Source organism: Streptomyces sp. DSM 40868 (genome assembly GCF_011820545.1).
Lineage (GTDB): Bacteria > Actinomycetota > Actinomycetes > Streptomycetales > Streptomycetaceae > Streptomyces > Streptomyces eurythermus.
The window spans coordinates 6,637,828-6,661,344 of record NZ_CP050504.1; the positions used below are offsets into that span (position 1 = coordinate 6,637,828).

Below are 23,517 nucleotides of genomic sequence, written 5' to 3' on the forward strand. Positions count from 1 at the left end.
CTCCAGGATTGCGGCTCAGCTCTGCGAGTGGGATGTCGGCACTATGTCAGCCACTGGTGAACCGGTAAAGCTCCGATTTCCAGCGTGATGCGCAATCGTTACCGTTGGTCGACGTCCGATCCACTGGCCTGCGGATTCCGTTGCAGCTCATGACAGTTACGTCGCTAGACCGGTTTATAGACAGTCTGCTGTCCGCACGTTAGGTTGTGCGCCGTTGTCCGTCGACCGGCCTGAGTCAGGCGATAGGAGCCGCACCATGAAGGACGTCACCCAGCTCACCGAGGGCTGGAGCCTGCGCCACGGGGAGGAGCTGCTGGAAGCCCGGGTGCCCGGTTGCGTCCACACCGATCTCCTCGCCGCCGGCGCCATTCCGGACCCCTTCGTCGCCCGCAACGAGACGGACGTCGCCTGGGTGGGCCGCCGCGCCTGGACCTACGTCCGCCGGCTCGGCCACGACAGCGGCCACGAGCGCACCGACCTCGTCTTCGACGGCCTCGACACGGCCGCGTACCTCACCCTCGCGGGCCGCCCCCTCGGCACCACGCGCAACATGCACCGCACCTACCGCTTCGACGTCACCGGACGCACCGGCGAACTGGAGATCCGCTTCGCCTCCGCCTACGACGAGGCGGCGGCCGTCCGCGCGCTGACGGGGGAGCGGCCCAACGTCTATCCCGAACCCTTCCAGTACATCCGCAAGATGGCGTGCGCCTTCGGCTGGGACTGGGGGCCCACCCTGGTGACCGCGGGCATCTGGCGGCCGGTCCGGCTGGAGCACTGGTCCACCGCCCGCCTGGCCGAGGTGCGGCCCCAGGTCACCGTGGCCGAGGGCACCGGCCGCGTCGAGGTACGGCTGCGCGTCGAGCGCACCGAGCGGGGACGGGACCGGCGCCTGCGCGTCACGGCGGAGGCGGCCGGCGTCCGGACCGAGGCCGAACTCACCGGCGACGAGACGGTCCTGAGCCTGGACGTCCCCGACCCGCGCCTGTGGTGGCCGCGCGGATACGGCGAACAGCCCCTGTACGACCTCGAACTCACCCTGAGCGACGACAGCGGCCCGCTCGACACCTGGCACCGCCGGATCGGCTTCCGCACGATCGAGCTGGACCGCTCCGCCGACGCCCACGGCACCGGCTTCACCCTGGTCGTCAACGGCGTACGGGTCTTCGCGCGGGGCGTCAACTGGATCCCCGACGACGCCTTCCCCTCCCGGATCACCCCCGAGCGCTACCGCACCCGCCTCACCCAGGCCGCGGACGCGGGAGTCGACCTGGTCCGGGTGTGGGGCGGCGGCATCTACGAGGACGAGGCGTTCTACGACGCCTGCGACGAGCTGGGCCTGATGGTCTGGCAGGACTTCCTCTTCGCCTGCGCCGCCTACCCGGAGGAACAGCCGCTGCGCGGGGAGATCGAGGCCGAGGCGCGCGACAACGTTGTCCGGCTGATGCCGCACCCCTCGCTGGTGCTGTGGAACGGCAACAACGAGAACCTGTGGGGCTTCCGCGACTGGGACTGGGAGGGCCCGCTCGCCGGCGACTCCTGGGGCGAGGGCTACTACCTGGGCCTGCTGCCCCGTGTCGTCGCCGAACTCGACCCCAGCCGCCCCTACACCGCGGGCAGCCCCTGGTCCGGCTCCTGGGACCACCACCCCAACGACCCCGCCCACGGCACCCACCACTCCTGGGAGGTGTGGAACCGCCAGGACTACGCCGAGTACCGGGCGAGCGTGCCCCGCTTCGTCGCCGAGTTCGGCTGGCAGGCACCGCCCGCCCTGGCCACCCTGCGCCGCGCGCTGCCCGGCGAGGTCCTCGCGCCCGACTCCCCGGGCATGCTCCACCACCAGAAGGCCGAGGACGGCAACGGCAAGCTGAACCGCGGCGTCGCCCGCCACTTCCCGCTGCCCGAGGACGACTTCGACCGCTGGCACTACCTGACCCAGCTCGTACAGGCCCGCGCCGTCGCCGCGGGCATCGAACACTGGCGCTCCCACTGGCCGGTGTGCGCCGGCACGGTCGTCTGGCAGCTCAACGACTGCTGGCCGGTGACCTCCTGGGCCGCCATCGACGGCGACGGCCGCCCCAAGCCGCTCTACCACGAGCTGCGCCGCGTCTACGCCGACCGGCTGCTCACCCTGTGCCCGGACCCCGACGGCCCGGACCCCGACGGCTTGGTGCTCGCCGCGGTCAACCAGGCCGCCACGCCCTGGCGGCCGGCGGTGACCCTGCGACGCGTCGACGCCGACGGCACCACGCTCGCCGAAGCCGTGGTCGAGCCGGCCGCGCAGCCCCGCTCCGTCGCCCGGATCCCGGTCCCCGAGCACCTCGTACCGGACCCGCGGACCGGCAGGGAGTTCCTGGTCGCGGACGCCGAGGAGGCCCCCCGCCCGGGCGGGGCCGGGAGCGGGGAAGGACTGCGCGCACTGCACTTCCCCGTCCCCGACAAGGACTTCGCCTACCCCACCCCCCGCTACGACGTCACCCTGGAGCCCGTGCCCGGACCGGGGGATAAAGTCGACGTCGTGGTGAGCGCCCAGACCCTCGTCAGAGACCTTCTGCTCCAGCCCGACCGGCTGGGCCCGGACGCCGTCTGCGACCGCGGCCGGCAGACCCTCCTGCCCGGGGAGCGCACACGTATCCGGGTCGAGGGCTGCGGCCCGGTCACCGTGGACGCCGTCGAGGCCGCCCTGTTCTGCGTGGACCTCGGGTGAGCGGGACCGGGGAACGCGTCACCATCAAGGACGTCGCGGCGCGGGCCGGGGTGTCCAAGGGCGCCGTCTCGCTCGCCTTCAACCACAAGCCCGGCGTCTCCGAGGCCACCCGGGAACGGATCTTCGCGGCGGCCCGGGAACTGGGCTGGGCCCCCAGCTCCACGGCGCGCAGCCTGTCCAGCAAACGGGTCGACATCGTCGGGCTGGCCCTGTGCCGGCCCGCCCGGCTGCTCGGCCTGGAGCCGTTCTACATGGACTTCATCTCGGGCATCGAGAGCGTCCTCGCGGAGCGGTCCTGCTCCCTGCTGCTGCGGCTGGTGCGGGACCTGGACGAGGAGATCGCGCTCTACCAGGAGTGGTGGCGCGGCCGGATGATCGCCGGCGCGATCCTGGTGGACTTCCGCGAGGACGACCCCCGGGTGCCCGCCCTGCGGCGGCTCGGCATGCCGGCGGTCGCCGTCGGCCACCCCCGCCTCACCGGCACGTTCCCGGCGGTGTGGACGGACGACGCGTCGGCGGTCGCCGAGGCCGTCCGCTATCTGGCGGCCCTGGGCCACCGGCGCGTCGCCCGGGTCGGCGGCCCGGCCGACCTGGGACACAGCGCCATCCGGACCCGTGCCTTCGCCGACACCGTCCGGGAACTGGGCCTGGAGGAGGCGCGGCAGATCGCCACCGGTTTCGACGAGAAGGAGGGCGCCCGGGCCACCCGCACCCTGCTGCTCGCCGCCGACCGGCCGACCGCGATCGTCTACGACAACGACATCATGGCGGTCGCCGGGGCGGGTGTCGCCGCGGAGATGGGCTTCACCGTCCCCGACGACCTGTCGCTGCTGGCGTGGGACGACTCCCAGCTGTGCCGGATCACCCATCCGACCCTGTCGGCCATGAGCCACGACGTGCACCACTTCGGCGCCGAGGTGGCGCGCGTGCTCTTCGACGTGGTCAACGGCGTGGACACCGGCGGCCACCAGGTTCCGACCCCGTCCCTGACCCCACGCGGGTCCACGGCACCGGCGCCGGGCGCGTAGACCGAGGCCGGACCGGCCGCCCTGGGGAACGGCCGTGGGGTGGCGGACCGGTGGCGGGCTCGTGGTCCGGGGCCGGGGCCGGGCGGGGTGGAGTGGGCGCGGGCCCGTGAACCGGTGGCGTGCGGAAGGGCCGCGTCCCCAGCGGACGCGGCCCGTCGGCGTGCAGGGATGCCGGATCTGCCTGTCTGCCGGGTCAGCCCTTCGCGCACGCGGCGCCGTTGAGACTGAAGGCGGCCGGTACGCCGTTGGCGGTGCCGGAGGAGCCGTTGAACCCGAAGCTCACGGAGCCGCCGGCCGGGATCGTCTCCGTCCAGGACTCGTGGGTGGCCTTCACCTCGCTGCCCTGCTGGACGGCCTTGGCGTTCCAGACCGAGCCGAGCCTCTGGTCCCCGGGGAAGGCGAAGGCGAGCTGCCAGCCCTTGACGGCCGTCGTCCCGGTGTTGCGGATGGTGACGTCCGCGTTGAACGAGGTGCCCCAGTCGCTGAGCCGGTAGTCGACCGAGCAACTCGCGGGCGCGGGAACGGATCCGCCGTCACCGAAGACGCCCGACTCCCGGGCCGTCTGCCGGATGCCGTCGGCGCCGGAGAAGATGCGCTGACCCCAGGCGGTGAGGTGCGCTGCGTCGAAGCCGGTGGCCATGTCCAGGTACTCGACACCGCCGCCGTTGCCGCTCCAGGACCAGCCGAGGTAGCCCACACCGAGCTGCCGCGCGCTGGACATGATGGCGTCCTCGTCCGGATCGCCGTCCGAGTGCATGCTCCCGAATTCCCCTACGACGAGGGGAAGTCGCTGCGAGATGAACCGGTCAAGGTAACTTCTGACCTTGTCTGCGGTGTTGAACACGCCGTACATGTGGATGGAGAACACCGTGTTGCGCTCGGGATCCGCGGCGAATACCTCGGCGGCGTGGTCGCGCATGGTGAAGGACCAGTCCTGGCCCCAGTTCGGGGCGTCCACCATGAGCGTGTGCCGGAATCCGGCCGCCCGCATCCGGGCGAGGGCGTTCGCGGTGTCGGAGGTCCACGCCGCATAGCCGGAATTGCCGTACGGCTCGTTCCCGATGTTGAGGATGACGTACTTCTCCTGGCCCTGTACCGCGTTCTTGACGCCGATCCAGTAGTCGACGGCGCGGGCGAGGGTGGTGGCCCCGGCCTGCTCGCCGTAGCCGGTGGTGTCGTGGGCCTCCAGGACGCAGACGAGCCGGTTCTGCTTGCACTGCGCGACGACGGCGGCGACGTCGGCGGTGTCGTTCTTGGTCCACCGGTCACCCGTGGCGAGCACCACGCGCGCCGAGTTGGCGCCGAGGGCCTTGATGTCCTTCAGCGCCCGCGCCGTCCTGGTGGGGTACCAGGCGTGCGCGTGGTTGACGCCCCGCAGGACGAAGTCCTCGCCGTTCGCGTCCAGCAGCCGGCCCCCGGCGACGTGGAACCCCGGGGCCGCCTGGGCCTGCGGCTGCGGCTGTGCCTGTGCCTGTGCCTGTGCCTGTGCGGAGGACGGTGCGGCCAGTAGTGAGGCGGCGAAGGCCAGCAACGCTCCCGCCGCGGTGGCCAGTCTCTTTCTCATCTCTGCTCCCCAGAACGTGGCGCGTACGGCCGGGACGCGAGGGCATGCGCGAACCGGTCGGAATTCCGCAGCCGGACGTGGTGTCGCGGTGAGGCTAGGGCGAGAAATTGAGAGAGACAACCATCTGAGCAAAACCGGTTAAGTTTAGCGGGAGTTCAGTGGACGGGGCGTCTGTTCGGTGGTGCCGCTCCCGGGTGAGGACGGCTCGGCGATGACGAGGTGTCCTCAGCGATCCGCTGTCGGACGCACGGGGCCGGCGATGTGCGCCGTGGCGAGGCCGGCGAGGATCTGGTCCACGGTCCGGTCGGGCGTCTGGTGCGATGTGTCCAGCCAGAGCCCACGGCGCGGGGTGTGCTCGCGCAGGGCCCGGTCGAGGCCGACCGTCCAGGGACCGCCGTAGCCCTGCTTGCGGCGGCCGGCCTCTCGTCGTACGACCACTTCCGGGGCGGGAGCGAAGACCGCGCCGGGGACCAGTGGTGCGCACCGTCCAGGAATGCCCGCAGGCCGTGCTGTGGAACGGCACGGTCGGTCTGGCCCCGCTCGGACACGACCTGCCCGCGGAACTGGCCGTGGTGCCGCTGACCGACATGCCGCCGAGCCGGGTGGTGGCGGTGTGGAACGAGAGCGACAGCAACCCGTTGATCCGGTCCTTCATCGAGACCGCGACAGCCGCGTACCGCCGCTGAGCAGCCGCGAGTCCCGGACGACGCCGGCCCGGACGGCGAGCGGCGCCATCACCACTGCATTGGTATGGACATGTCTGGGTGGCCGCAATAGCCTGGGTGTTGGTCTAGACCAACGCACGGTTCGGCTCGATCAACTCCCCACGCGTTCCGAGGAGCGGCTACATGCGCACCAAGGGCAAGTTGTACGCGGCCGTATTAGGCCTCGCCACCGCCGGCGCCTTCGTACTGTCCACCGGCGGTGCCAGCGGTCACGGCTACACCGACCTCCCCATCAGCAGGCAACTGCTCTGCGCCGACGGCACGGTGCGGGGCTGCGGCGAGATCCAGTGGGAGCCGCAGAGCGTCGAGGGCCCCAAGGGCTTCCCGGCGGGCGGACCCGCCGACGGGCAGCTCTGCTCCGGCGGCGAGACCCGGTTCAGCCAGCTCGACGGCGCCCGCACCCCCAGGGGTGCGGAGTGGCCCACCACCAAGGTCACCGGCGGCCAGAGCTACACCTTCCGCTGGCAGTTCGAGGCCCGGCACGCGACAACCGACTTCCGGTACTACGTCACCAAGCAGGGCTGGAACCAGGGCCACGCCCTGACCCGCGCCGACCTGAACACCACACCGTTCCTTACCGTCCCCTACGGCGGCAAGCAGCCGCCGGCCACCCTCAGCCACAGCGGCACCCTGCCGACCGGGCTGAGCGGCCACCACGTCATCCTCGGCGTCTGGACCATCGCCGACACGGGCAACGCGTTCTACGCCTGCTCGGACGTGACGTTCTGACCCGGTCCCCGGCAACCCCGGAGCGCTGCCGGTCCCGGCGGCGCCCCTGAACCACCGGCCCCGGGCCGGGCGCGAAGTCCCTGTCCGGGCCCGCCCCTCAGGCGCGGGCCCGGACAGGGAATCCAGGCCGTTGACCGCCGACGGTGCCGTACCGTTGCCGACGGCATCCGATGCGGACCGGTCGGTCTCCTGCTCGCCCCCCGCTCGCCGTGCCGGCTCCTCATCCCCGCTTCGGCCTTCGGCGCCCCTCCGTGTAACGCCGGAGCGTACAAGTCCCTGATCCGGTGGGCGAGATCACCTCGCCGATCAGTCCCAGGGCGGTGGGCGGGCTTTCACCCCAGGTCGGCGAGGAGGCCGTCCAAGGCACCTTCGAGGGCCGCGGTGTTGGCCGGGCCGAACCAGGTGGTGCGGATGCGCTCGTTGTTCCCGGCGGGGGTCTCGTGGTCGGCGGCGAGTCGGTGCAGAGGGCGGGACTCGTCGCCCAGGGAACGGCCGACGTTCTGGAAGAGGCCGCGCACATACCGGTCGGCGATGTCAGGGGCGATGCCGTGGCCGGCGGCCCACGAGGTGAGCGTGGCGAGGTAGGCGTAGTGGGTGGTGAGCGTCCCGGTCAGCGCGGAGAAGACGTTGAACGCGGCCTCGTCCGTGACGGGAAGCGCTCCGCCCAGCCGTTCGAAGAGGCAGTCCACCACCGGGTGCGAGGGGAACGTCACGGTGACGGAACGGCGTTCGCGCACGGCGGGCAGCGGGATGGCGCGGACGATCGGGGCGCGGGTGACGAGGGTTCGGCGCAGGTCGTCGGCGGCGAGCCCGGCGATCAGGCTGACCAGGATCTTGCCGTCGTCCGCTGCCAGCCCGGCGAGGGCGTTGTGGTGGTCCTGGCGGCGTACCGCGAGGAACACCACATCGGCGCGGTCCACCACCTCTTGGTTGTCGGCGCACACGGTGACGCCCTCGAAGCGCTCGGACAGTTCGGCGGCGGTGCGGGCTCCCCGGGGAGAGAGGAAGACCTCCGGTGACGTGCCGCCTCCGTCGCACAGGCCCTCGACCATGGCCCGGCCGATCTCGCCCACTCCGATGATGCCGATGCGCTGCACTGTGCCGTCCTCCAGGGTGTGACGTCGCTGCTGTCGTGCGGGGCAGTGGGACCCGGGGGCGCCGGGCAGGCTCGTGCGGCCGGAGGCCGTCGGGCCGCCGGGTCCCGGGGCGGGGCGTCATCGCCCCTTCGTCACCGATCCAGAGCCGTGCGCAGGAACCGGAGGATCTCCGCCTGGGCGGCCTCGGCCTGTGGCTCCACGCCGGGCAAGGTGAGGAACGCGTGCTTCGCGCCCGGGTATTCGGAGAGCCGCACATCGGTTCCGGCGGCGCGCAGTCGCTCGGCGTAGCGGCGGCCGTGGTCGGCGACCGCGTCCTGAGTGGGTACCACGACGAGTGCCGGGGCGAGCCCGCTCAGGTCGTCCGCGTACAGCGGAGAGACCGCCCTGGCGTCGGTCCCCGGCGGGACGGCGAGCCGCCGGACGAGCCGCAGGAGGGGCAGGGCCCGGCTCGGGCGGTACGCGTACTCGGCGACCGAGGGATGGTCGAACATCGTCTCGGTCACGTCGACCACGGGGTTGACCAGCACCTGCGCCCTGAGCGCCAGGCCGGCGTCCCGGGCCCGGACGGCCGTCAGCGCGCTGATCAGCGCGCCGCAGCTCTCGCCGAAGACGGCCGTGCGCGCCGGGTCGGCACCCCACCGCGCGGCATGCCGCACCACGTGCTGGAGCACTTCCCAACCGTCGTCGGCCGCGTTCGCGAGCGGACTGTCCGGGGCGAGAAGGCGGTGCTCGACCGAGATGACGAGCGCGGGCAGTCGAACGGCGAGGTGGCTGTTGGTCCAGTCGCACTGCGCGGCCGTGCCCACGAACCCGCCTCCGTGCACATGGACCACGAGTGGCAGGCCGGTGCGGGCCGCGGCGTCGTCGTCCCCGGCCGGGGCCGGCCGGTAGACCCGGACCGGTAAGTCGCGGCCGGGAAGCGCGATCTCCTGCCAGACGACCGAGGCGCCGGGGTCCGGCTCGCCGAGGATCGCCCGCGCCGCGCCGGAGGCCCGGAAGCGGTTCTCGGCCTCACGGTAGACGCGCAGTTCCTCGGCGGTGATCGTCGAGAAGTCCGGCTCCGGCGGCCGTACGGCGGTAGTGGTCTCGCTCATGTCTCCCTCTTTCCTCCCGGTCGGATGCCGGGCGTGTCGTCGCGGTCGGACAGCGCGTTGCCCTCATTGTGCACGCACCGCGTGCACAGGCAAGTGCATGGACTAGGCTGGGAGTTGACGAGAGGGGCGAGATGACTGGCCGAAGGCGATGGTCGACCGAGGAGATCCTGGACACGGCGGCGAAACTGCTGAGCGCGGGCGACGCCGAGTCGTTCAGCGTCCGCAGGCTCGCCGCGGCGCTCGGGACCGACTCCTCAAGCCTCTACCGGCACTTCCGCAACAAGACCGAACTGCTGCGCGCGGTCGCCGACCGGATCCTGCTGGCCGCGATGGACGGCTACCGCCCCGAGGGCGACTGGAAGCAGCGCATCACCACCCTTGCCCTGCGCCTGCGCGAGGCGTTCGGCGAGCAACCCCAACTCGCCGCGGTCTGGGGACGCTACGGGTCCGGCGGCACCGGATCCCGGTTGGTCATGGAGGAAGTGCTCCAGGCCCTGCGCACGTCCGGTCTGCCCGACGAGGAGGTCCCGGCGCGCTACCACCGCATCGTGATCCTCCTCGTCGCGCTGATCTCGTCCGAGGCCGGCATCAGCACCATCACCCCCGAGGAGTACGAACAGGGCATGGAGCAGTTCCGCGTCGCCGTGCTCGGCGCCGACCCCGAACGCTTCCCCGCCCTGGCCCACTTCGCCCGCGACGTCCGCCCCCTCGCAGCGGACCGCCGCGCCGCGTTCGAAGAGATCCTCACCGCCCAACTCGCCCAGATCGAAGCCCGGACGGCCGCACCGGAGTGAGAGGCGCCGGGTGGCCGTCCGGAGGCCGGGTCGGAGCGCGACCGGAGGGCCCGCCGCCGGCGCAGAGTCCCGGAGAAGTCCCGGAAATGCCGCCGCACCCCGTCCGATCCGCTGAACAGCAGGTCGGACGGAGTGCGGCGGCAGCGGCGTATCAGATGTCCCGGAAGATCTCGATCTGCGCCCCGATCGAGTTCAGGCGCTCGGCGAGGTCCTCGTAACCGCGGTTGATGACATAGACGTTGCGGAGCACGGACGTTCCCTCCGCCGCCATCATCGCCAGCAGGACGACCACCGCCGGGCGCAGGGCCGGCGGGCACATCATCTCGGCCGCGCGCCAGCGGGTCGGGCCCTCGACCAGGACCCGGTGCGGGTCCAGCAGCTGGAGCCGGCCGCCGAGGCGGTTGAGGTCGGTCAGGTAGATGGCGCGGTTGTCGTAGACCCAGTCGTGGATGAGGGTCTTGCCCTGCGCGGTGGCCGCGATGGCCGCGAAGAACGGGACGTTGTCGATGTTCAGGCCGGGGAACGGCATGGGGTGGATCTTGTCGATCGGCGCCTCCAGCTTGGAGGGGTGGACCGTGAGGTCGACCAGGCGCGTACGGCCGTTGTCCGCGAAGTACTCGGGGCTGCGCTCGTGGTCGAGCCCCATCTCCTCCAGGACCGCCAGCTCGATCTCCAGGAACTCGATCGGCACCCGGCGCACCGTCAGCTCCGACTCGGTGACCACGGCGGCGGCCAGCAAGCTCATCGCCTCGACCGGGTCCTCGGAGGGGGAGTAGTCGACGTCGACGTCGATGTTCGGCACGCCGTGCACGGTGAGCGTGGTGGTGCCGATGCCCTCCACCTTCACGCCCAGCGCCTCCAGGAAGAAGCACAGGTCCTGGACCATGTAGTTGGAGGAGGCGTTGCGGATGACCGTGACGCCGTCGTGGCGGGCGGCGGCCAGCAGCGCGTTCTCGGTCACGGTGTCGCCGCGCTCGGTCAGCACGATCGGCCGGTCCGGGCGGACCGAGCGGTCCACCTGCGCGTGGTACTGGCCCTCGGTGGCCGCGATGTCCAGACCGAACCGGCGCAGGGCGATCATGTGCGGCTCGATGGTCCGCGTGCCCAGGTCGCAGCCGCCGGCGTACGGCAGCTTGAAGCGGTCCATGCGGTGCAGCAGCGGGCCGAAGAACATGATGATCGAGCGGGTGCGCACGGCGGCCTCCGCGTCGATCGCCGCCATCTCCAGCTCGGCGGGCGGGACGATTTCCAGGTCGACGCCGTCGTTGATCCAGCGGGTCCGCACGCCGATGGAGTTCAGTACCTCCAGAAGGCGGTACACCTCCTCGATGCGCGCCACCCGGCGCAGCACCGTGCGCCCCTTGTTCAGCAGCGACGCGCACAGCAGGGCCACGCACGCGTTCTTGCTGGTCTTGACGTCGATGGCGCCGGACAGACGGCGACCGCCGACCACGCGCAGATGCATCGGACCCGCGTAACCCAGGGACACGATCTCACTGTCCAGGGCTTCACCGATTCGGGCGATCATCTCAAGGCTGATGTTCTGGTTGCCGCGCTCGATGCGGTTGACCGCGCTCTGGCTGGTGCCGAGCGCCTCCGCGAGCTGCGTCTGCGTCCAGCCCCGGTGCTGCCGGGCGTCACGGATGAGCTTGCCGATGCGTACGAGGTAGTCGTCTGACATGACCTTGAGGCTATCTCAGATATGAGATGGCGCTCGCCAGGGGGGTCTGTTCGGGTGACGGGGTGACGCAGCGTCAGCCGGTCGGCCGTACGGGAGGCCGCCACACCGGGTGGGAAGGGTCCGTACGCAGGCCCGTCGGAGCCGCGGGGGAGCCATGGGGGAGCCGCGTCGGGGCCGCGTGGGGGGGCGCTGTGGGAGGCGCACCCTCCGCCGCGAGGGCCGGCCGTGTGCCGTATCTCTCGCGGCGAAGGGCGAGCGCCGGTGCCGGGACTCAGAAATCGTCCGCGCCTTCGCGCAGTTCGGGGGTCCAGTAGCCGGTGAGCGCCTTGGCCGGGTCGACGGCGATGCCCTCGCTGCCGGGCGCGGTCACGGCGATGACCGTGGGGTCGCCCTCCAGCATGACGGAGAACGCCGACACCGGCTCGGCGTCCTCGTCGATTCCGCCGTCCGACAGCTTCACCAGGGCGTAGGCCGGGGCTCCTGCCGTGAGCACGACCGGTGCGGCCGGCTTGCTCTTGGCGACGGCCGGAACGTCCTGCTTGTGGCTCTCCAGGAACTGGATGTGCGGGAAGCCCGTCAGCCGGCAGGCGTGGGAGGAGGTGTTCTTCGCCGTGAGGACGATGTGGGTGTAGGGCGGACCGTCCTGCGTGGCGGCGCTGACGGTGAGGTTCCCCGCGGTGCAGAGCGGGGCGGAGTCGGAGGCCCGCTCGCCGGTGGTGCCGGCCGAGCCGGAAGAGCCGCTGGAGCCGGTCTTGCCCGCGGAGTCCTTCGACCCCGTCGAGCGCGCCGAGCCGGCCGAACCCGTCGCCCCGGACGTGCCGGTGCCCTTCTCGCCGGCCGGCTGGGCGGTCACCTCGGTCGCCGCCACGGTCGCCGCCACCGTGGCCTCGGGAGTGGCCGAGGACGTGGTGTCCCCGTCGCTCGAGCAGGCGGTGAGGGAGAGGACGAGAGCCGTGCCCGCGACGGCGAGCAGCGCGGAGCGATGACGCGGAGTGTTCATGGAGGTTCCCCCTGGAGAATGCGGAGCCGCGGCGCGGTGCCGTCGGCCGAGGTCGTGATGCGGTGGTGCGCGGTCGATATGCCGGTGGTGCGCGGTCGTGTGCCGGTGGTACGTGGTCTTGTCCGTCGACGGTGGGTGGTCCGGGCCGGTCGGGAGCGTGTGCGCCCCCGAAGCCGTCGACCGTTCCGCGTCGGCCTTCAGTCGATCACTTCCGGTCTGTGCCGCCCAGGCGGTTCCCCCGGCAGAAGTACCGTCGGCCATACTTCTGCCGGGCGCTCGCAACCGGACGAGCCGGACGAACGGGGACATCGACGGTGCGCGACGGCACGCCATCCAGCGAGGGTCACGGCACGCCATCCAGTGAGAGCCACGGCACGCCGTCCGGCGGGGATTTCGGGCCGTGGTTGCGCCGGCTGCGGGCCCGTGCCGGACTGAGCCAGGAAGCCCTCGCGCACGCCGCCGGGGTGAGTGTCAGGGCGCTGGCGGACATGGAACGCGGGCGTACCCGGGGACCGCAGCGCCGTACCGTGCGGGCGCTGGCCGACGCGCTGGGACTGGACGACGACGAGGCGGCGGGCCTGGAGGAGGCCGCCGCGCTCGGCCGTCCGCGCCCCCGGCCGGACACCGGACCGGCCGGCCCCGGCCCGCTGGCCCTGCCGCGCGACATCCGGGACTTCACCGCGCGCGGCCCGGCCCTCGCCCGGCTGCTGGACCTGGCGCGGGACACCGCCGAGGACCGGCCGGTGGTCAGCGTGGTCGCCGGGCAGCCCGGTCTGGGCAAGACCGCGTTCGCGGTGCACGCCGCGCACCGCCTCGCCCCGCACTTCCCCGACGGGCGGTTCGCCCTGGACCTGCACGGAATGGACCCGGAACCGACCACGCCCCGGGACGCGCTGGCCCGGCTGCTGGGCGCGCTGGGGGTCCCCGATGCCGCGCTGCCGGCCGGCACGGACGACCGTGCCGGTCTGTGGCGGTCCCTGGCCGCCGAACGGCGCCTGCTCCTGCTGCTGGACAACGCCGCCGACGAGGCCCAGGTCGCCCCCCTGCTGCCCGGCGCCGGCCCGTCCCTGACCCTCGTCACCAGCCGGCACGCCCTGGCGGGCCTGGAGTCCGTGCACCGCACCGATCTGGCCCTGCTGCGGCGCGAGGAAGCGGTGGAACTGCTGACCCGCATCATCGGCCCGGACCGGGTGCGGGCGGAGGCGCAGGCCGCCCGCGACCTCGCCGACCTGTGCGGGCACCTCCCGCTGGCCGTCCGGATCGCCGGCCAGCGCCTCCTCAGCCGTCCGCACGAACGCCTCGCCAAGCTCGTCGCCCGCCTCGCCGCCGAGGGCCGGCGGCTGGACGGACTCCAGGCCGGAAACCTGCGGGTGCGTGCCGCCTTCGCGCTCTCCTACCGTCAGCTCCCCCCGGACACCCGCACCCTGCTGCGGCGCGCCGCGCTGGCCGCCGGGGCGGACTTCAGCCCGGAGACCGGCGCGCTGCTGGCCGGCCTGTCCCACGACGAGGCGGTCGCCCGCGCCGAGGAACTGACCGACGCCGGTCTGCTGCAGAGCGACCCCGCCGCCGAGCGGTACCGCTTCCACGACCTGCTCAGGCTCTACGCGGCCGAACAGGCCGACGCCGAGGACGGCCCCGAGGTCCGGGACGCCGCCCTCGACCGGACCGCGGACTGGATGCTGCGCCGGGCCACCGCCGCCGCGCTGCACTTCGACGTCGACCACGAACGGACCGGGCCGCAGGCGGACCCCGACCCGGACACGGCGCCCACCGGCCGGGACGAGGCACGGGCCTGGCTGGAGGCCGAGCGGGCCCAGTGGCTCGCCGCGCTGCGCCGGGCCCACGCGGCGGGCCGGTACCGGCAGGTCCTGGACACGGCGGAGGCGATGCACTGGTTCTCCGACCTCAACCAGCACTGGGAGCAGTGGGTGGAGGTGTTCCGGCGCTCCGCCGATTCCGCCCGTGCCCTGGGCAGCAGACGTGAGGAGGCGGTTCACCTCAACTACCTCGCCTGGGCCTACAACCTCTGCGTCCACGACCCCCGTGCCGCGCTGACGAGCGCCGACGCCGCGCTCGCGGCGGCCCGCGACTGCGGGGACGGGCTGCAGGAGGGCTGGGCGCTCGGCTACGGCGCGGGCGCGCTCAGCCGGCTGGGCCGTACGGAAGAGGCCGGGGAGCGCCTGCGCGCCGCGGCCCGCCGCCTGGCCGCCCACCCCTCCCCGCAGGCCCGGCTGGCCGAGCTGACGGTCCTCAACACCCTCGGCGCCCTGCTGCGCGAGACCGGCCGGGCGGCCGAGGCCCTGGACATCCACCGGCGCAGCGAGCGGATCTGCCGCGCGGGGGTGCCGGGCCGGACCGAGGAACTGATCGGGTTGTACCAGGCGTTCACCCGGCAGCAGATCGGCAACGACCTGGCCGCCCTCGAACGCTGGCGGGAGGCCGAGGCGCCGCTGCGGCAGGCCCTCGCCGTCTTCGAGGCGGCGCAGATGCCGGCCTGGGCGTCACAGGCCCGGCTCGACCTCGGCCGGGCGCTCGGTGCCGTGGGGCACCCCGAGGCCAGGGAGACGCTGGTCGCCGCCCGTGCCGACCTGAGGGCACTGAGGAGCCCGCGCCAGGCCGAGGCCGACGCCGCGCTCGCCGCGCTCGGCCGGAGCACCGCGGACACCTGAGGTCCCGCCGCCGGCCGGGGGCGGTTACGCGCGGGAAGCCCGGCCCTCGCCGCCGGAGATGACCTGTCGCAGCGAAGGTCGAGCGTTCTCACCGAAGGCTGAGCGCCCAGCCGTTTCGGCGGGTCAGCCGTGACGAGTGAGCTTGATCGCGGACGCCAGCAGGATCACGGCCAGTAGAGGGACCAGGACCAGGTCGGGGAAGACGCCGAGCATGAGCCCGCCCAGCATGGCGCCGACGATCGAGCCCGCGGCCAAGGTGGCGGTGAAGCGGAGGTTCGCGCCGAGGACGGCGAAGCTGCCGTCGCGGCTGTAGCGGGCGAAGGCCACGAGCATGGTGGGCAGCGAGATGAGCAGGGACAGGCTTCCCGCGGTCTTGATGCCCTGCCCGAACAGCAGCACGATCGTCGGGATCAGCAGCTCGCCCCCCGCCACGCCCATGATCGCCGCGACTGCTCCGATGCCGAACCCGGCCAGAACACCGCAGGACACCTGCGCCCACAGTGGCAACGCGAGCGTGCCCACGGTAGTGATGTGCGTGACCACCAGGGCGGCGGCCATGAGCAGCATCAGGGCGGCCAGCACCTTGTAGAGGGTGGTGCTGCGCATACGCACCGCCCAGGACGCTCCGACCCACGCGCCGACCAGACTTCCGGCCAGCAGGTTGAGCGCGACGGGCCAGCGTGCGACCAACTCGGCCGCCGGGACGGCTCCCAGTCGAGCGGGCAGTGCCGCCACGACCACCACCAGGCTCATCGCCTTGTTCAAGATGACCGCCGAGAGCGCGACGAAGCCGAACAGACCGATCAGCAGGGGCAGGCGGAACTCCGCGCAGCCCAGCCCGATCATCCCGCCCAGCAGGCCGACGCCCGCTCCCGCGCCGAACACCACGGAGGCCGATCGCGTGGAGCGGGGAGGAACGAGGCTCTGGTCGGTGGTCATGACCGGCATCCTGGCTGGCAGCCACCCGCACCCGCTACCACGAGACGTCACCTTCGGACGAAGGCACCTGGGGCCCGCTCAGGATTCGTCCGGACCTCCGAGGACCGGCAGCGCATCGACCCCGCCGGGGCGGGCCACTCAACCTCCGGTGAGGAAGAAACCCGGCCACCAGCCGTCGGTGAGAGCGCTCAGCCTTCGCTGCGACAGAACAGGAGAGCGCGTGCGGACATGACCCAGCCGCGCCCATGTACTAGTGTTATCTCGACATCGAGATATCTGCCGAGGCGCACCGCGGTCGCCACACTGGTAAGGCATGCCTAACTTAGCCTGACCTTACTGGTTCGGCCAAGCCGGCGTGGCGGCACGATTGACGGTGGTACGCGCACATCAATGAAGGAGACTGTCGTGTCGGCGAACAGCTTCGACGCCCGCAGCACGCTGCAGGTGGGCGGCGAGTCGTACGAGATCTTCCGGCTGGACAAGGTGGAGGGCTCGGCCCGGCTGCCGTACAGCCTCAAGGTCCTGCTGGAGAACCTGCTCCGCACGGAGGACGGCGCGAACATCACCGCCGATCACATCCGCGCCCTCGGCAACTGGGACTCCCAGGCGCAGCCCAGCCAGGAGATCCAGTTCACGCCGGCCCGCGTGATCATGCAGGACTTCACCGGCGTCCCCTGCGTCGTGGACCTCGCCACGATGCGTGAGGCCGTGAAGGAGCTGGGCGGCGACCCGGCGAAGATCAACCCGCTGGCGCCGGCCGAGCTGGTCATCGACCACTCCGTCATCGCCGACAAGTTCGGCACCACCGACGCCTTCAAGCAGAACGTCGAGCTGGAGTACGGCCGCAACAAGGAGCGCTACCAGTTCCTGCGCTGGGGCCAGACCGCCTTCGACGAGTTCAAGGTCGTCCCGCCGGGCACCGGCATCGTCCACCAGGTGAACATCGAGCACCTGGCCCGTGTCGTCATGGTCCGCGACGGCAAGGCCTACCCCGACACCCTGGTCGGCACCGACTCGCACACCACCATGGTCAACGGCCTCGGCGTCCTCGGCTGGGGCGTCGGCGGCATCGAGGCCGAGGCCGCCATGCTCGGCCAGCCGGTCTCCATGCTCATCCCGCGCGTCGTCGGCTTCAAGCTCACCGGCGAGCTGAGCCCCGGCACCACCGCCACCGACCTCGTGCTCACCATCACCGAGATGCTCCGCAAGCACGGTGTGGTCGGCAAGTTCGTCGAGTTCTACGGCGAGGGCGTGGCCGCCACCTCCCTGGCCAACCGCGCCACCATCGGCAACATGTCGCCGGAGTTCGGCTCCACCGCCGCCATCTTCCCGATCGACGACGAGACCCTGAACTACCTGCGCCTGACCGGCCGTTCCGAGCAGCAGGTCGCCCTGGTCGAGGCGTACGCCAAGGAGCAGGGCCTCTGGCTGGACCCGGCCGCCGAGCCCGACTTCTCCGAGAAGCTGGAGCTGGACCTCTCCACGGTCGTCCCCTCCATCGCCGGCCCGAAGCGCCCGCAGGACCGCATCGTCCTGGCCGACGCCGCCGAGCAGTTCAAGCAGGACGTCCGCAACTACGTGGACGTCGTGGACGAGGCGGGCCAGGAGTCCTTCCCGGCCTCCGACGCCCCGGCCGTCGCCCCGAACGGCGCCCCGAGCAACCCGGTCCAGGTGACCGCCCCCGACGGCACCACCTACGAGCTGGACCACGGTGCGGTGACGGTCGCGGCCATCACCTCCTGCACCAACACCTCCAACCCGTACGTCATGGTCGCCGCCGCCCTGGTGGCCAAGAAGGCGGTCGAGAAGGGCCTGACCCGCAAGCCGTGGGTGAAGTCCACCCTGGCCCCGGGCTCCAAGGTCGTCACCGACTACTTCGACAAGGCCGGCCTCACGCCGTACCTGGACAAGCTCGGCTTCAACCTGGTCGGTTACGGCTGCACCACCTGCATCGGCAACTCCGGCCCGCTGCCGGAGGAGGTCTCCAAGGCCGTCAACGACCACGACCTGGCCGTCACCTCGGTCCTGTCCGGCAACCGCAACTTCGAGGGCCGGATCAACCCCGACGTCAAGATGAACTACCTGGCGTCCCCGCCGCTGGTCGTCGCCTACGCCATCGCCGGCTCCATGAAGCTGGACATCACCCGCGAGGCCCTGGGCACCGACCAGGACGGCAACCCGGTCTACCTGAAGGACATCTGGCCCTCCGAGGCCGAGGTGAACGACGTCGTCGCCAACGCCATCGGCGAGGACATGTTCTCCAAGTCCTACAGCGACGTCTTCGCCGGCGACGCCCAGTGGCAGTCGCTGCCGATCCCGACCGGCGACACCTTCGAGTGGGACGCGGAGTCCACCTACGTCCGCAAGCCCCCGTACTTCGAGGGCATGACCATGGACCCGGCCCCGGTCGAGGACATCGCCGGCGCCCGCGTCCTGGCCAAGCTGGGCGACTCGGTCACCACCGACCACATCTCCCCGGCCGGTGCCATCAAGGCCGACACCCCCGCCGGCAAGTACCTCACCGAGCACGGTGTCGAGCGGCGTGACTTCAACTCCTACGGCTCCCGCCGGGGCAACCACGAGGTCATGATCCGCGGCACGTTCGCCAACATCCGCCTGCGCAACCAGATCGCGCCGGGCACCGAGGGCGGCTACACCCGCGACTTCACGCAGGACGGCGGGCCGGTCTCCTTCATCTACGACGCCTCGCAGAACTACCAGGCCGCCGGCATCCCGCTGGTCGTCCTGGCCGGCAAGGAGTACGGCTCCGGCTCGTCCCGCGACTGGGCGGCCAAGGGCACCGCGCTGCTCGGCGTGAAGGCCGTCATCGCCGAGTCCTACGAGCGCATCCACCGCTCCAACCTCATCGGCATGGGCGTCCTGCCGCTGCAGTTCCCGGAGGGCACCTCCGCCGAGTCCCTCGGTCTGACCGGCGAGGAGACCTTCTCCATCTCCGGCGTCACGGAGCTGAACGAGGGCCGCACCCCGCGCACGGTGAAGGTCACCACCGACACCGGTGTGGAGTTCGACGCGGTCGTCCGCATCGACACCCCCGGTGAGGCCGACTACTACCGCAACGGCGGCATCATGCAGTACGTGCTGCGCAACCTGATCCGCAAGTAAGCGGCAGGGCACAGCGGTCAGCGGCACAGGGCCGCGTCCCCGGCACCCGGGGGCGCGGCCCTTCGCCGTCCTGCTCGGGGCGGACCCGGTGGCCGAGAGCACCGGGTCCGCGAGCCGGGCAGGCGAGGGGGCGGGTACCTGCCCGGAGAGGGGGGTCGGGGCGCGCGGCCGACGTGACCGCCGAGCCTCGCGACATCGTTGTCATCGGCCGTGTCCCGACTGTACCGCCGCCACCGCCGACCCCGTCAACCCGTTCCCCTAGCCCGACCGGGTGATACCGGCGCGCGCCTGCCGGAGCGTGCGCGGGCCTCTGTGGTACCGGTGGCCCCCGCTGTTGCCCCTGGGGCCGGTGTGGCCCCGGTCGGCGCTTGACCTCAAGCGGACTTGAGCTTCTACGTTCGTCCTGTTGCCGGCGACGGCGAGCCGCAGGCCGCCGGTCAGCCGAAGTGTCGTGCCGTCAGGAGGGGTTGAACGATGAAGGCTGTCGCGTTCCGCGCGTTCGGAGGGCCCGAGGTCCTGGAGCTGATGGAGTTGCCGACGCCCGCACCGGGGCCGGGCGAGGTGCGGGTGAGGGTGAAGGCGGCCGGCACCCAGCCCGTCGACTGCGCGGTGCGCACCGGCTGGGTCCCGCCGGGCTTCACCGTCACCTTGCCGCACATCCCCGGCGGCGACTTCGCCGGGGTGGTGGACGCGCTCGGCGAGGGCGTCACCGGGTTCTCGATCGGCGACGAGGTCCTGGGCTTCCGCACCCAGCTCACCTACGCCGAGTACCTCGTCGTCCCCGCGGACCAGATCGTGCCCAAGCCCGCCGCGCTGTCCTGGGAGGTCGCCGGCTGCCTGTCCGCCTCCGGCCAGACCGCCCACACCGCGATCGAGATCCTCGGCGTCGGCGAGGGCGAGACCGTGCTGATCAACGGCGCCGCCGGCGGGGTCGGCACCATCGCCGTGCAGCTCGCGGTGGGCCGGGGCGCCAAGGTGATCGCCACCGGCCGCGAGGAGAACCACGCCTACCTGCGCCGGTTGGGCGCCGTCCCGGTCACCTACGGCGCGGGCCTGATCGACCGGGTCCGCGCGGCGGCGCCCGAGGGCGTGGACGCCGCCCTGGACGCGGCGAGTGTCGAGGGCCTGCGGGTCGCGGCCGAACTCGTCAAGGACAAGGACCGGGTCGGCACCGTCTTCGCCCACGAGGACTACGAGGAGCTGGGCGTGCGCTGGATCCGCAGCATGCGCTCGGCGCGGCGGCTCGCCGAACTGGCCGGACTGGTCGCCGACGGCGAGCTCACCGTGCACATCCGCAAGACCCTGCCGCTGGCCCGGGCCGCCGAGGCGCACCGCGAGCTGGAGACCGGCCACGGCCGCGGAAAGATCGTCCTGCTCATCGGCTGAGCGCCGCCCGCCTCATCCCCCCTTTCCTTCCTTTTCCTTCCTTCCGCTCTTGCGAGGAGATCTCTCATGTCCACACCCCCGCTCAAGATCGGCGTCATCATCGGCAGCGTGCGCACCGGCCGGTTCGCCGACAAGGTCGCCCAGTGGTTCCTCTCCGAGATCGGCCGCCGCGAGGACATGGACGTCCATGTCATCGACCTCTCCGAGCCGGCGCTCGTGGCGGAGCTGAAACTCACCCTGGACACCACCGAGCCGGGGGAGGGCACCCTCGGTCTGGCCCAGCGCATCGGCGGACTGGACGGGTACGTCGTCCTCACGCCCGAGTACAACCACGGCTACCCGGCCTCGCTGAAGCTCGCCATCGACTACGTCTACCGCGAATGGCGGGCCAAGCCCGTCGGCTTCGTCTCCTACGGCGGCATGGCCGGCGGCCAGCGGGCCGTGGAGCAGCTGCGCCAGGTCTTCGCCGAGCTGCACGCCGTCACCCTGCGCGACACCGTCAGCTTCCACATGGCCTGGAGCCAGTTCGACGAGGAGGGGCGCCCCAAGGACGCCGACGGCGTCGGCAAGGCCGCCTCCGTGCTGCTCGACCAGCTCGCCTGGTGGGGCCTGACGCTCCGTGAGGGCCGCGCCGCCCGCCCCTACGACGGCTGATCCGGGAGCACCGGGTGGCCCGGCGGGCGGGGCCGCCGTCAGTCGGCGCGCGGACGGGTGGGCGGCGCCGCCGCGTGGGCCAGCAGGCACTCCTCCAGGAAGGCCAGGGCCCGCAGGTGGTAGGTGCGGGCGGCCCAGCCGAGGCTGATGTTGTGCCCGGCGTCGGGCAGCCGGTCCACCACCGCACGCGGCGCGGCGAGCGGCGCCAGCAGGGCCCGTACCGCCTCCTCGTCGGTGCGCCACCACTGCTCCTGCTCGGCGAAGGTGAACCGGACCGGCACCCGCACCCGGGCCGCCAGCTCCGGGTACATCCGGGGCCACGCCAGGGTCTCGCCGGCCTCCGTCGCCGGCACCGGCGCCACCAGCCGCTGCCCCTCCCGGAAGGCCTCCGGCGGGTACAGCCGCAGCTGCCCCCAGTGCCGCCGCCAGGCCCCGGGCGCGCCGGCGCCGGGCAACTGGTCGGGCGGCACGGCGAAGGCGCTGCCCAGCCCGGACAGGTCCAGCCCGATCAGCGGGGCCGGCAGGGCGTCGGCCGCCGCGGTGGACAGCGCGAGCCGGCCGCCGCCGGAGTGGGCGAGCAGGAAGAACCCGGCGCCGACGGGCCACCGTCCGGCGAAGTCGGCCAGGGCCGCGCCGAGCGTGGCGGTCTGCCCGGCCAGATCCTGTCCGTCCGGCAGTACGGCGGCCGAGGCGCCGTAGCCCGGGCGGTCGAGCGCCAGCACGGTGCAGCCGAGCCGGCTGCCCAGCTCCAGCAGCGACAGGCCCGGCCGCGCCCGGTTGTCGAAGTAACCGGCCCGCATGCCGCTGCCGTGCAGGGCGAGCACCACGGCCCGGGGCGCCTGCCCCGCCCCGGGTTCGGCGAGCAGCCCCGACAGCCGTACGCCGTCGCCGCCGTCGAGCGTCAGCTCCCGGGGGCCGGGTGGGTCGTCCGGCGGGGTGGGCGTGGGGGAGTCCGGACGGGTGAGCCCTGGCGACGATACGGCCTGCACCGGGGGTACCTCCTGTGGTGGGCGGCGGGGTGACGAGCGGTGCGGTGACGAATGCTGCGGACATGCCTTTCTACCAAGCCGCCCCCGCGATCGCGGCCGCATCCGGCGCCGGTGCGGCGCGGGCGGCCGTACGGCGGACCCGGCCGGCGGCTCAGCGGGCGTCGCCGTCCGCCGGGTGCCGGGCGGAGCGGACGGCCTTCCACCAGCCGGGGTGGTCGCGGTACCAGGCGACGACGTCGGCGAGCCCTCGCTCGAAGGGGATCCGCGGGGCGTAACCCAGCTCCTCGCGGATCTTGCTGTCGTCCAGGGCGTAGCGCAGGTCGTGCCCCTTGCGGTCGGGCACGTGCCGTACCCGCGACCAGTCGGCGCCGCACAGCGCGAGCAGCCGGTCGGTGACCTCGCGGTTGGTACGTGCGTCACCGCCGCCGACGTTGTAGACCTCGCCCGGCCGGCCCCGGTCGAGCACCAGCGCGACGGCCCGGCAGTGGTCGTCGACGTGCAGCCACTCGCGCACGTTGTGCCCGTCGCCGTAGAGCGGCACCGGCAGGCCCTCCAGCAGGTTGGTCACGAACAGCGGGATCAGCTTCTCGGGGTGCTGGTGGGGGCCGTAGTTGTTCGAGCAGCGGGTGATCGACACGTTCAGGCCGTGTGTGCGGTGACAGGCGCGGACGAGCAGGTCCGAGGACGCCTTGGAGGCGGCGTAGGGCGAGTTGGGCAGCAGCGGGTGGTCCTCCGTCCAGGCGCCCTCGGCTATGGAGCCGTAGACCTCGTCGGTGGAGACGTGGACGAACCGCCCGGTGCCGGCCGCGAGACAGGCGTCCAGCAGCGTCTGGGTGCCGGCCACGTTGGTGCGCACGAACTCCGACGCCGACCGGAGCGAGCGGTCCACGTGCGACTCCGCGGCGAAGTGCACCACCGCGTCGTGCCCGGGCAGGATCCGGTCCAGCAGCTCCCGGTCGCAGATGTCACCGCGCACGAACTCCAGCCGGGGGTGCGCCGCGGGCAGATTGTCCCGGTGACCGGCGTAGGTGAGCTTGTCGAGGACGGTCACCCGGGACGTCTCGTGGCCGGGGTAGCCGCCGTCGAGCAGCGTGCGCACGAAGTGCGAGCCGATGAACCCGGCTCCGCCGGTGACCAGCAGTCTCATGCCGTCGCCTCCCGTGCGGTGCGGGCGGGGGTGCGTGGTGTCATCGGTGCTCCTGTGGCCGGTCGGGTCCTCGAAGGCAGTATGGGCGGCCACCGGTCCCACAGGCGAAGGGCCCCCGCCCCGCGCGACACCGGCCCGCCGGAAGAGCCGCGATGCTCCTCCGGCGGGCCGGCCGCCGTACCCGGTGTGCG

At 72.5% G+C, this 23,517-nt stretch carries 16 protein-coding genes and 2 pseudogenes; 9 read left to right on the forward strand and 9 right to left on the reverse strand.

The window, feature by feature from the left end:
• Nucleotides 1–256 precede the first annotated feature (256 nt).
• Both HB370_RS30235 and HB370_RS30240 read left to right on the forward strand, forming a co-directional pair.
• Nucleotides 257–2,707 carry a glycoside hydrolase family 2 protein gene (locus HB370_RS30235; RefSeq protein WP_030777590.1) on the forward strand — a complete coding sequence of 817 codons (2,451 nt, stop codon included), beginning with the start codon at nucleotides 257–259 and terminating at the stop codon, nucleotides 2,705–2,707.
• Nucleotides 2,704–3,735 carry a LacI family DNA-binding transcriptional regulator gene (locus HB370_RS30240; protein ID WP_030777592.1) on the forward strand — a complete coding sequence of 344 codons (1,032 nt, stop codon included), beginning with the start codon at nucleotides 2,704–2,706 and terminating at the stop codon, nucleotides 3,733–3,735. The genes HB370_RS30235 and HB370_RS30240 overlap by 4 nt, the downstream gene beginning before the upstream one ends.
• Before the next feature lie 193 nt (nucleotides 3,736–3,928).
• Here HB370_RS30240 and HB370_RS30245 read toward each other — a convergent pair whose 3' ends face one another.
• Together HB370_RS30245 and HB370_RS30250 are read right to left on the reverse strand one after the other, a co-directional pair.
• Nucleotides 3,929–5,299 carry a cellulase family glycosylhydrolase gene (locus HB370_RS30245; protein ID WP_030777594.1) on the reverse strand — a complete coding sequence of 457 codons (1,371 nt, stop codon included), beginning with the start codon at nucleotides 5,297–5,299 and terminating at the stop codon, nucleotides 3,929–3,931.
• Between the two features lie 225 nt (nucleotides 5,300–5,524).
• Nucleotides 5,525–5,725 (reverse strand): annotated as a pseudogene (locus HB370_RS30250) (hypothetical protein); the annotation flags it as partial.
• Nucleotides 5,726–5,754: 29 nt separating this feature from the next.
• Here HB370_RS30250 and HB370_RS30255 point away from each other — a divergent pair.
• Both HB370_RS30255 and HB370_RS30260 read left to right on the forward strand, forming a co-directional pair.
• Nucleotides 5,755–5,985 (forward strand): annotated as a pseudogene (locus tag HB370_RS30255) (LysR family transcriptional regulator); the annotation flags it as partial.
• 162 nt (nucleotides 5,986–6,147) lie between these two features.
• The gene (locus HB370_RS30260; RefSeq protein WP_030777601.1) at nucleotides 6,148–6,753 is read left to right on the forward strand and encodes a lytic polysaccharide monooxygenase; all 606 of its coding nucleotides are present in this window, start codon (nucleotides 6,148–6,150) and stop codon (nucleotides 6,751–6,753) included.
• Between the two features lie 332 nt (nucleotides 6,754–7,085).
• Here the strand turns inward: HB370_RS30260 and HB370_RS30265 are convergent, their stop codons facing one another.
• Together HB370_RS30265 and HB370_RS30270 are read right to left on the reverse strand one after the other, a co-directional pair.
• Entirely contained in the window at nucleotides 7,086–7,850 is a 765-nt protein-coding gene (locus tag HB370_RS30265) for an NAD(P)-binding domain-containing protein (protein WP_030777603.1), read from the reverse strand.
• A 131-nt stretch (nucleotides 7,851–7,981) separates the two neighbouring features.
• The gene (locus HB370_RS30270; protein WP_030777605.1) at nucleotides 7,982–8,944 is read right to left on the reverse strand and encodes an alpha/beta hydrolase; all 963 of its coding nucleotides are present in this window, start codon (nucleotides 8,942–8,944) and stop codon (nucleotides 7,982–7,984) included.
• A 131-nt stretch (nucleotides 8,945–9,075) separates the two neighbouring features.
• Here HB370_RS30270 and HB370_RS30275 point away from each other — a divergent pair, with 131 nt between their 5' ends.
• The gene (locus HB370_RS30275; RefSeq protein ID WP_030777607.1) at nucleotides 9,076–9,738 is read left to right on the forward strand and encodes a TetR/AcrR family transcriptional regulator; all 663 of its coding nucleotides are present in this window, start codon (nucleotides 9,076–9,078) and stop codon (nucleotides 9,736–9,738) included.
• Nucleotides 9,739–9,889: 151 nt separating this feature from the next.
• Here the strand turns inward: HB370_RS30275 and HB370_RS30280 are convergent, their stop codons facing one another.
• Entirely contained in the window at nucleotides 9,890–11,419 is a 1,530-nt protein-coding gene (locus tag HB370_RS30280) for a UDP-N-acetylglucosamine 1-carboxyvinyltransferase (RefSeq protein ID WP_030777609.1), read from the reverse strand.
• A gap of 271 nt (nucleotides 11,420–11,690) precedes the next feature.
• On the reverse strand, nucleotides 11,691–12,419 hold the full coding sequence (locus HB370_RS30285; protein ID WP_030777611.1) for a DUF4232 domain-containing protein: 729 nt from the start codon (nucleotides 12,417–12,419) through the stop codon (nucleotides 11,691–11,693).
• Between the two features lie 404 nt (nucleotides 12,420–12,823).
• Between HB370_RS30285 and HB370_RS30290 the strand changes: the two genes are divergently transcribed.
• On the forward strand, nucleotides 12,824–15,088 hold the full coding sequence (locus HB370_RS30290; RefSeq protein ID WP_078637376.1) for a helix-turn-helix domain-containing protein: 2,265 nt from the start codon (nucleotides 12,824–12,826) through the stop codon (nucleotides 15,086–15,088).
• A gap of 123 nt (nucleotides 15,089–15,211) precedes the next feature.
• On the opposite strand, the gene HB370_RS30295 is transcribed toward HB370_RS30290, so the two are convergent.
• Nucleotides 15,212–16,027 carry a sulfite exporter TauE/SafE family protein gene (locus HB370_RS30295; RefSeq protein ID WP_030777613.1) on the reverse strand — a complete coding sequence of 272 codons (816 nt, stop codon included), beginning with the start codon at nucleotides 16,025–16,027 and terminating at the stop codon, nucleotides 15,212–15,214.
• A 405-nt stretch (nucleotides 16,028–16,432) separates the two neighbouring features.
• On the opposite strand from HB370_RS30295, the gene acnA reads away from it, so the two are divergent.
• The 3 genes from acnA to HB370_RS30310 all read left to right on the forward strand — a co-directional run bounded on the left by acnA (nucleotide 16,433) and on the right by HB370_RS30310 (nucleotide 21,190).
• Complete coding sequence (acnA, locus tag HB370_RS30300; protein ID WP_030777616.1) at nucleotides 16,433–19,150, forward strand: aconitate hydratase AcnA; 2,718 nt, start codon at nucleotides 16,433–16,435, stop codon at nucleotides 19,148–19,150.
• 474 nt (nucleotides 19,151–19,624) lie between these two features.
• Nucleotides 19,625–20,536 carry an NADP-dependent oxidoreductase gene (locus tag HB370_RS30305; RefSeq protein WP_030777619.1) on the forward strand — a complete coding sequence of 304 codons (912 nt, stop codon included), beginning with the start codon at nucleotides 19,625–19,627 and terminating at the stop codon, nucleotides 20,534–20,536.
• Between the two features lie 66 nt (nucleotides 20,537–20,602).
• Nucleotides 20,603–21,190 carry an NAD(P)H-dependent oxidoreductase gene (locus HB370_RS30310; RefSeq protein ID WP_030777621.1) on the forward strand — a complete coding sequence of 196 codons (588 nt, stop codon included), beginning with the start codon at nucleotides 20,603–20,605 and terminating at the stop codon, nucleotides 21,188–21,190.
• 38 nt (nucleotides 21,191–21,228) lie between these two features.
• Here HB370_RS30310 and HB370_RS30315 read toward each other — a convergent pair whose 3' ends face one another.
• Nucleotides 21,229–22,095, reverse strand: coding sequence for an alpha/beta fold hydrolase (locus HB370_RS30315; RefSeq protein ID WP_030777624.1), 867 nt, complete (start codon nucleotides 22,093–22,095; stop codon nucleotides 21,229–21,231).
• Between the two features lie 235 nt (nucleotides 22,096–22,330).
• On the reverse strand, nucleotides 22,331–23,326 hold the full coding sequence (rfbB, locus tag HB370_RS30320) for a dTDP-glucose 4,6-dehydratase (protein WP_030777626.1): 996 nt from the start codon (nucleotides 23,324–23,326) through the stop codon (nucleotides 22,331–22,333).
• Nucleotides 23,327–23,517 lie beyond the last annotated feature (191 nt).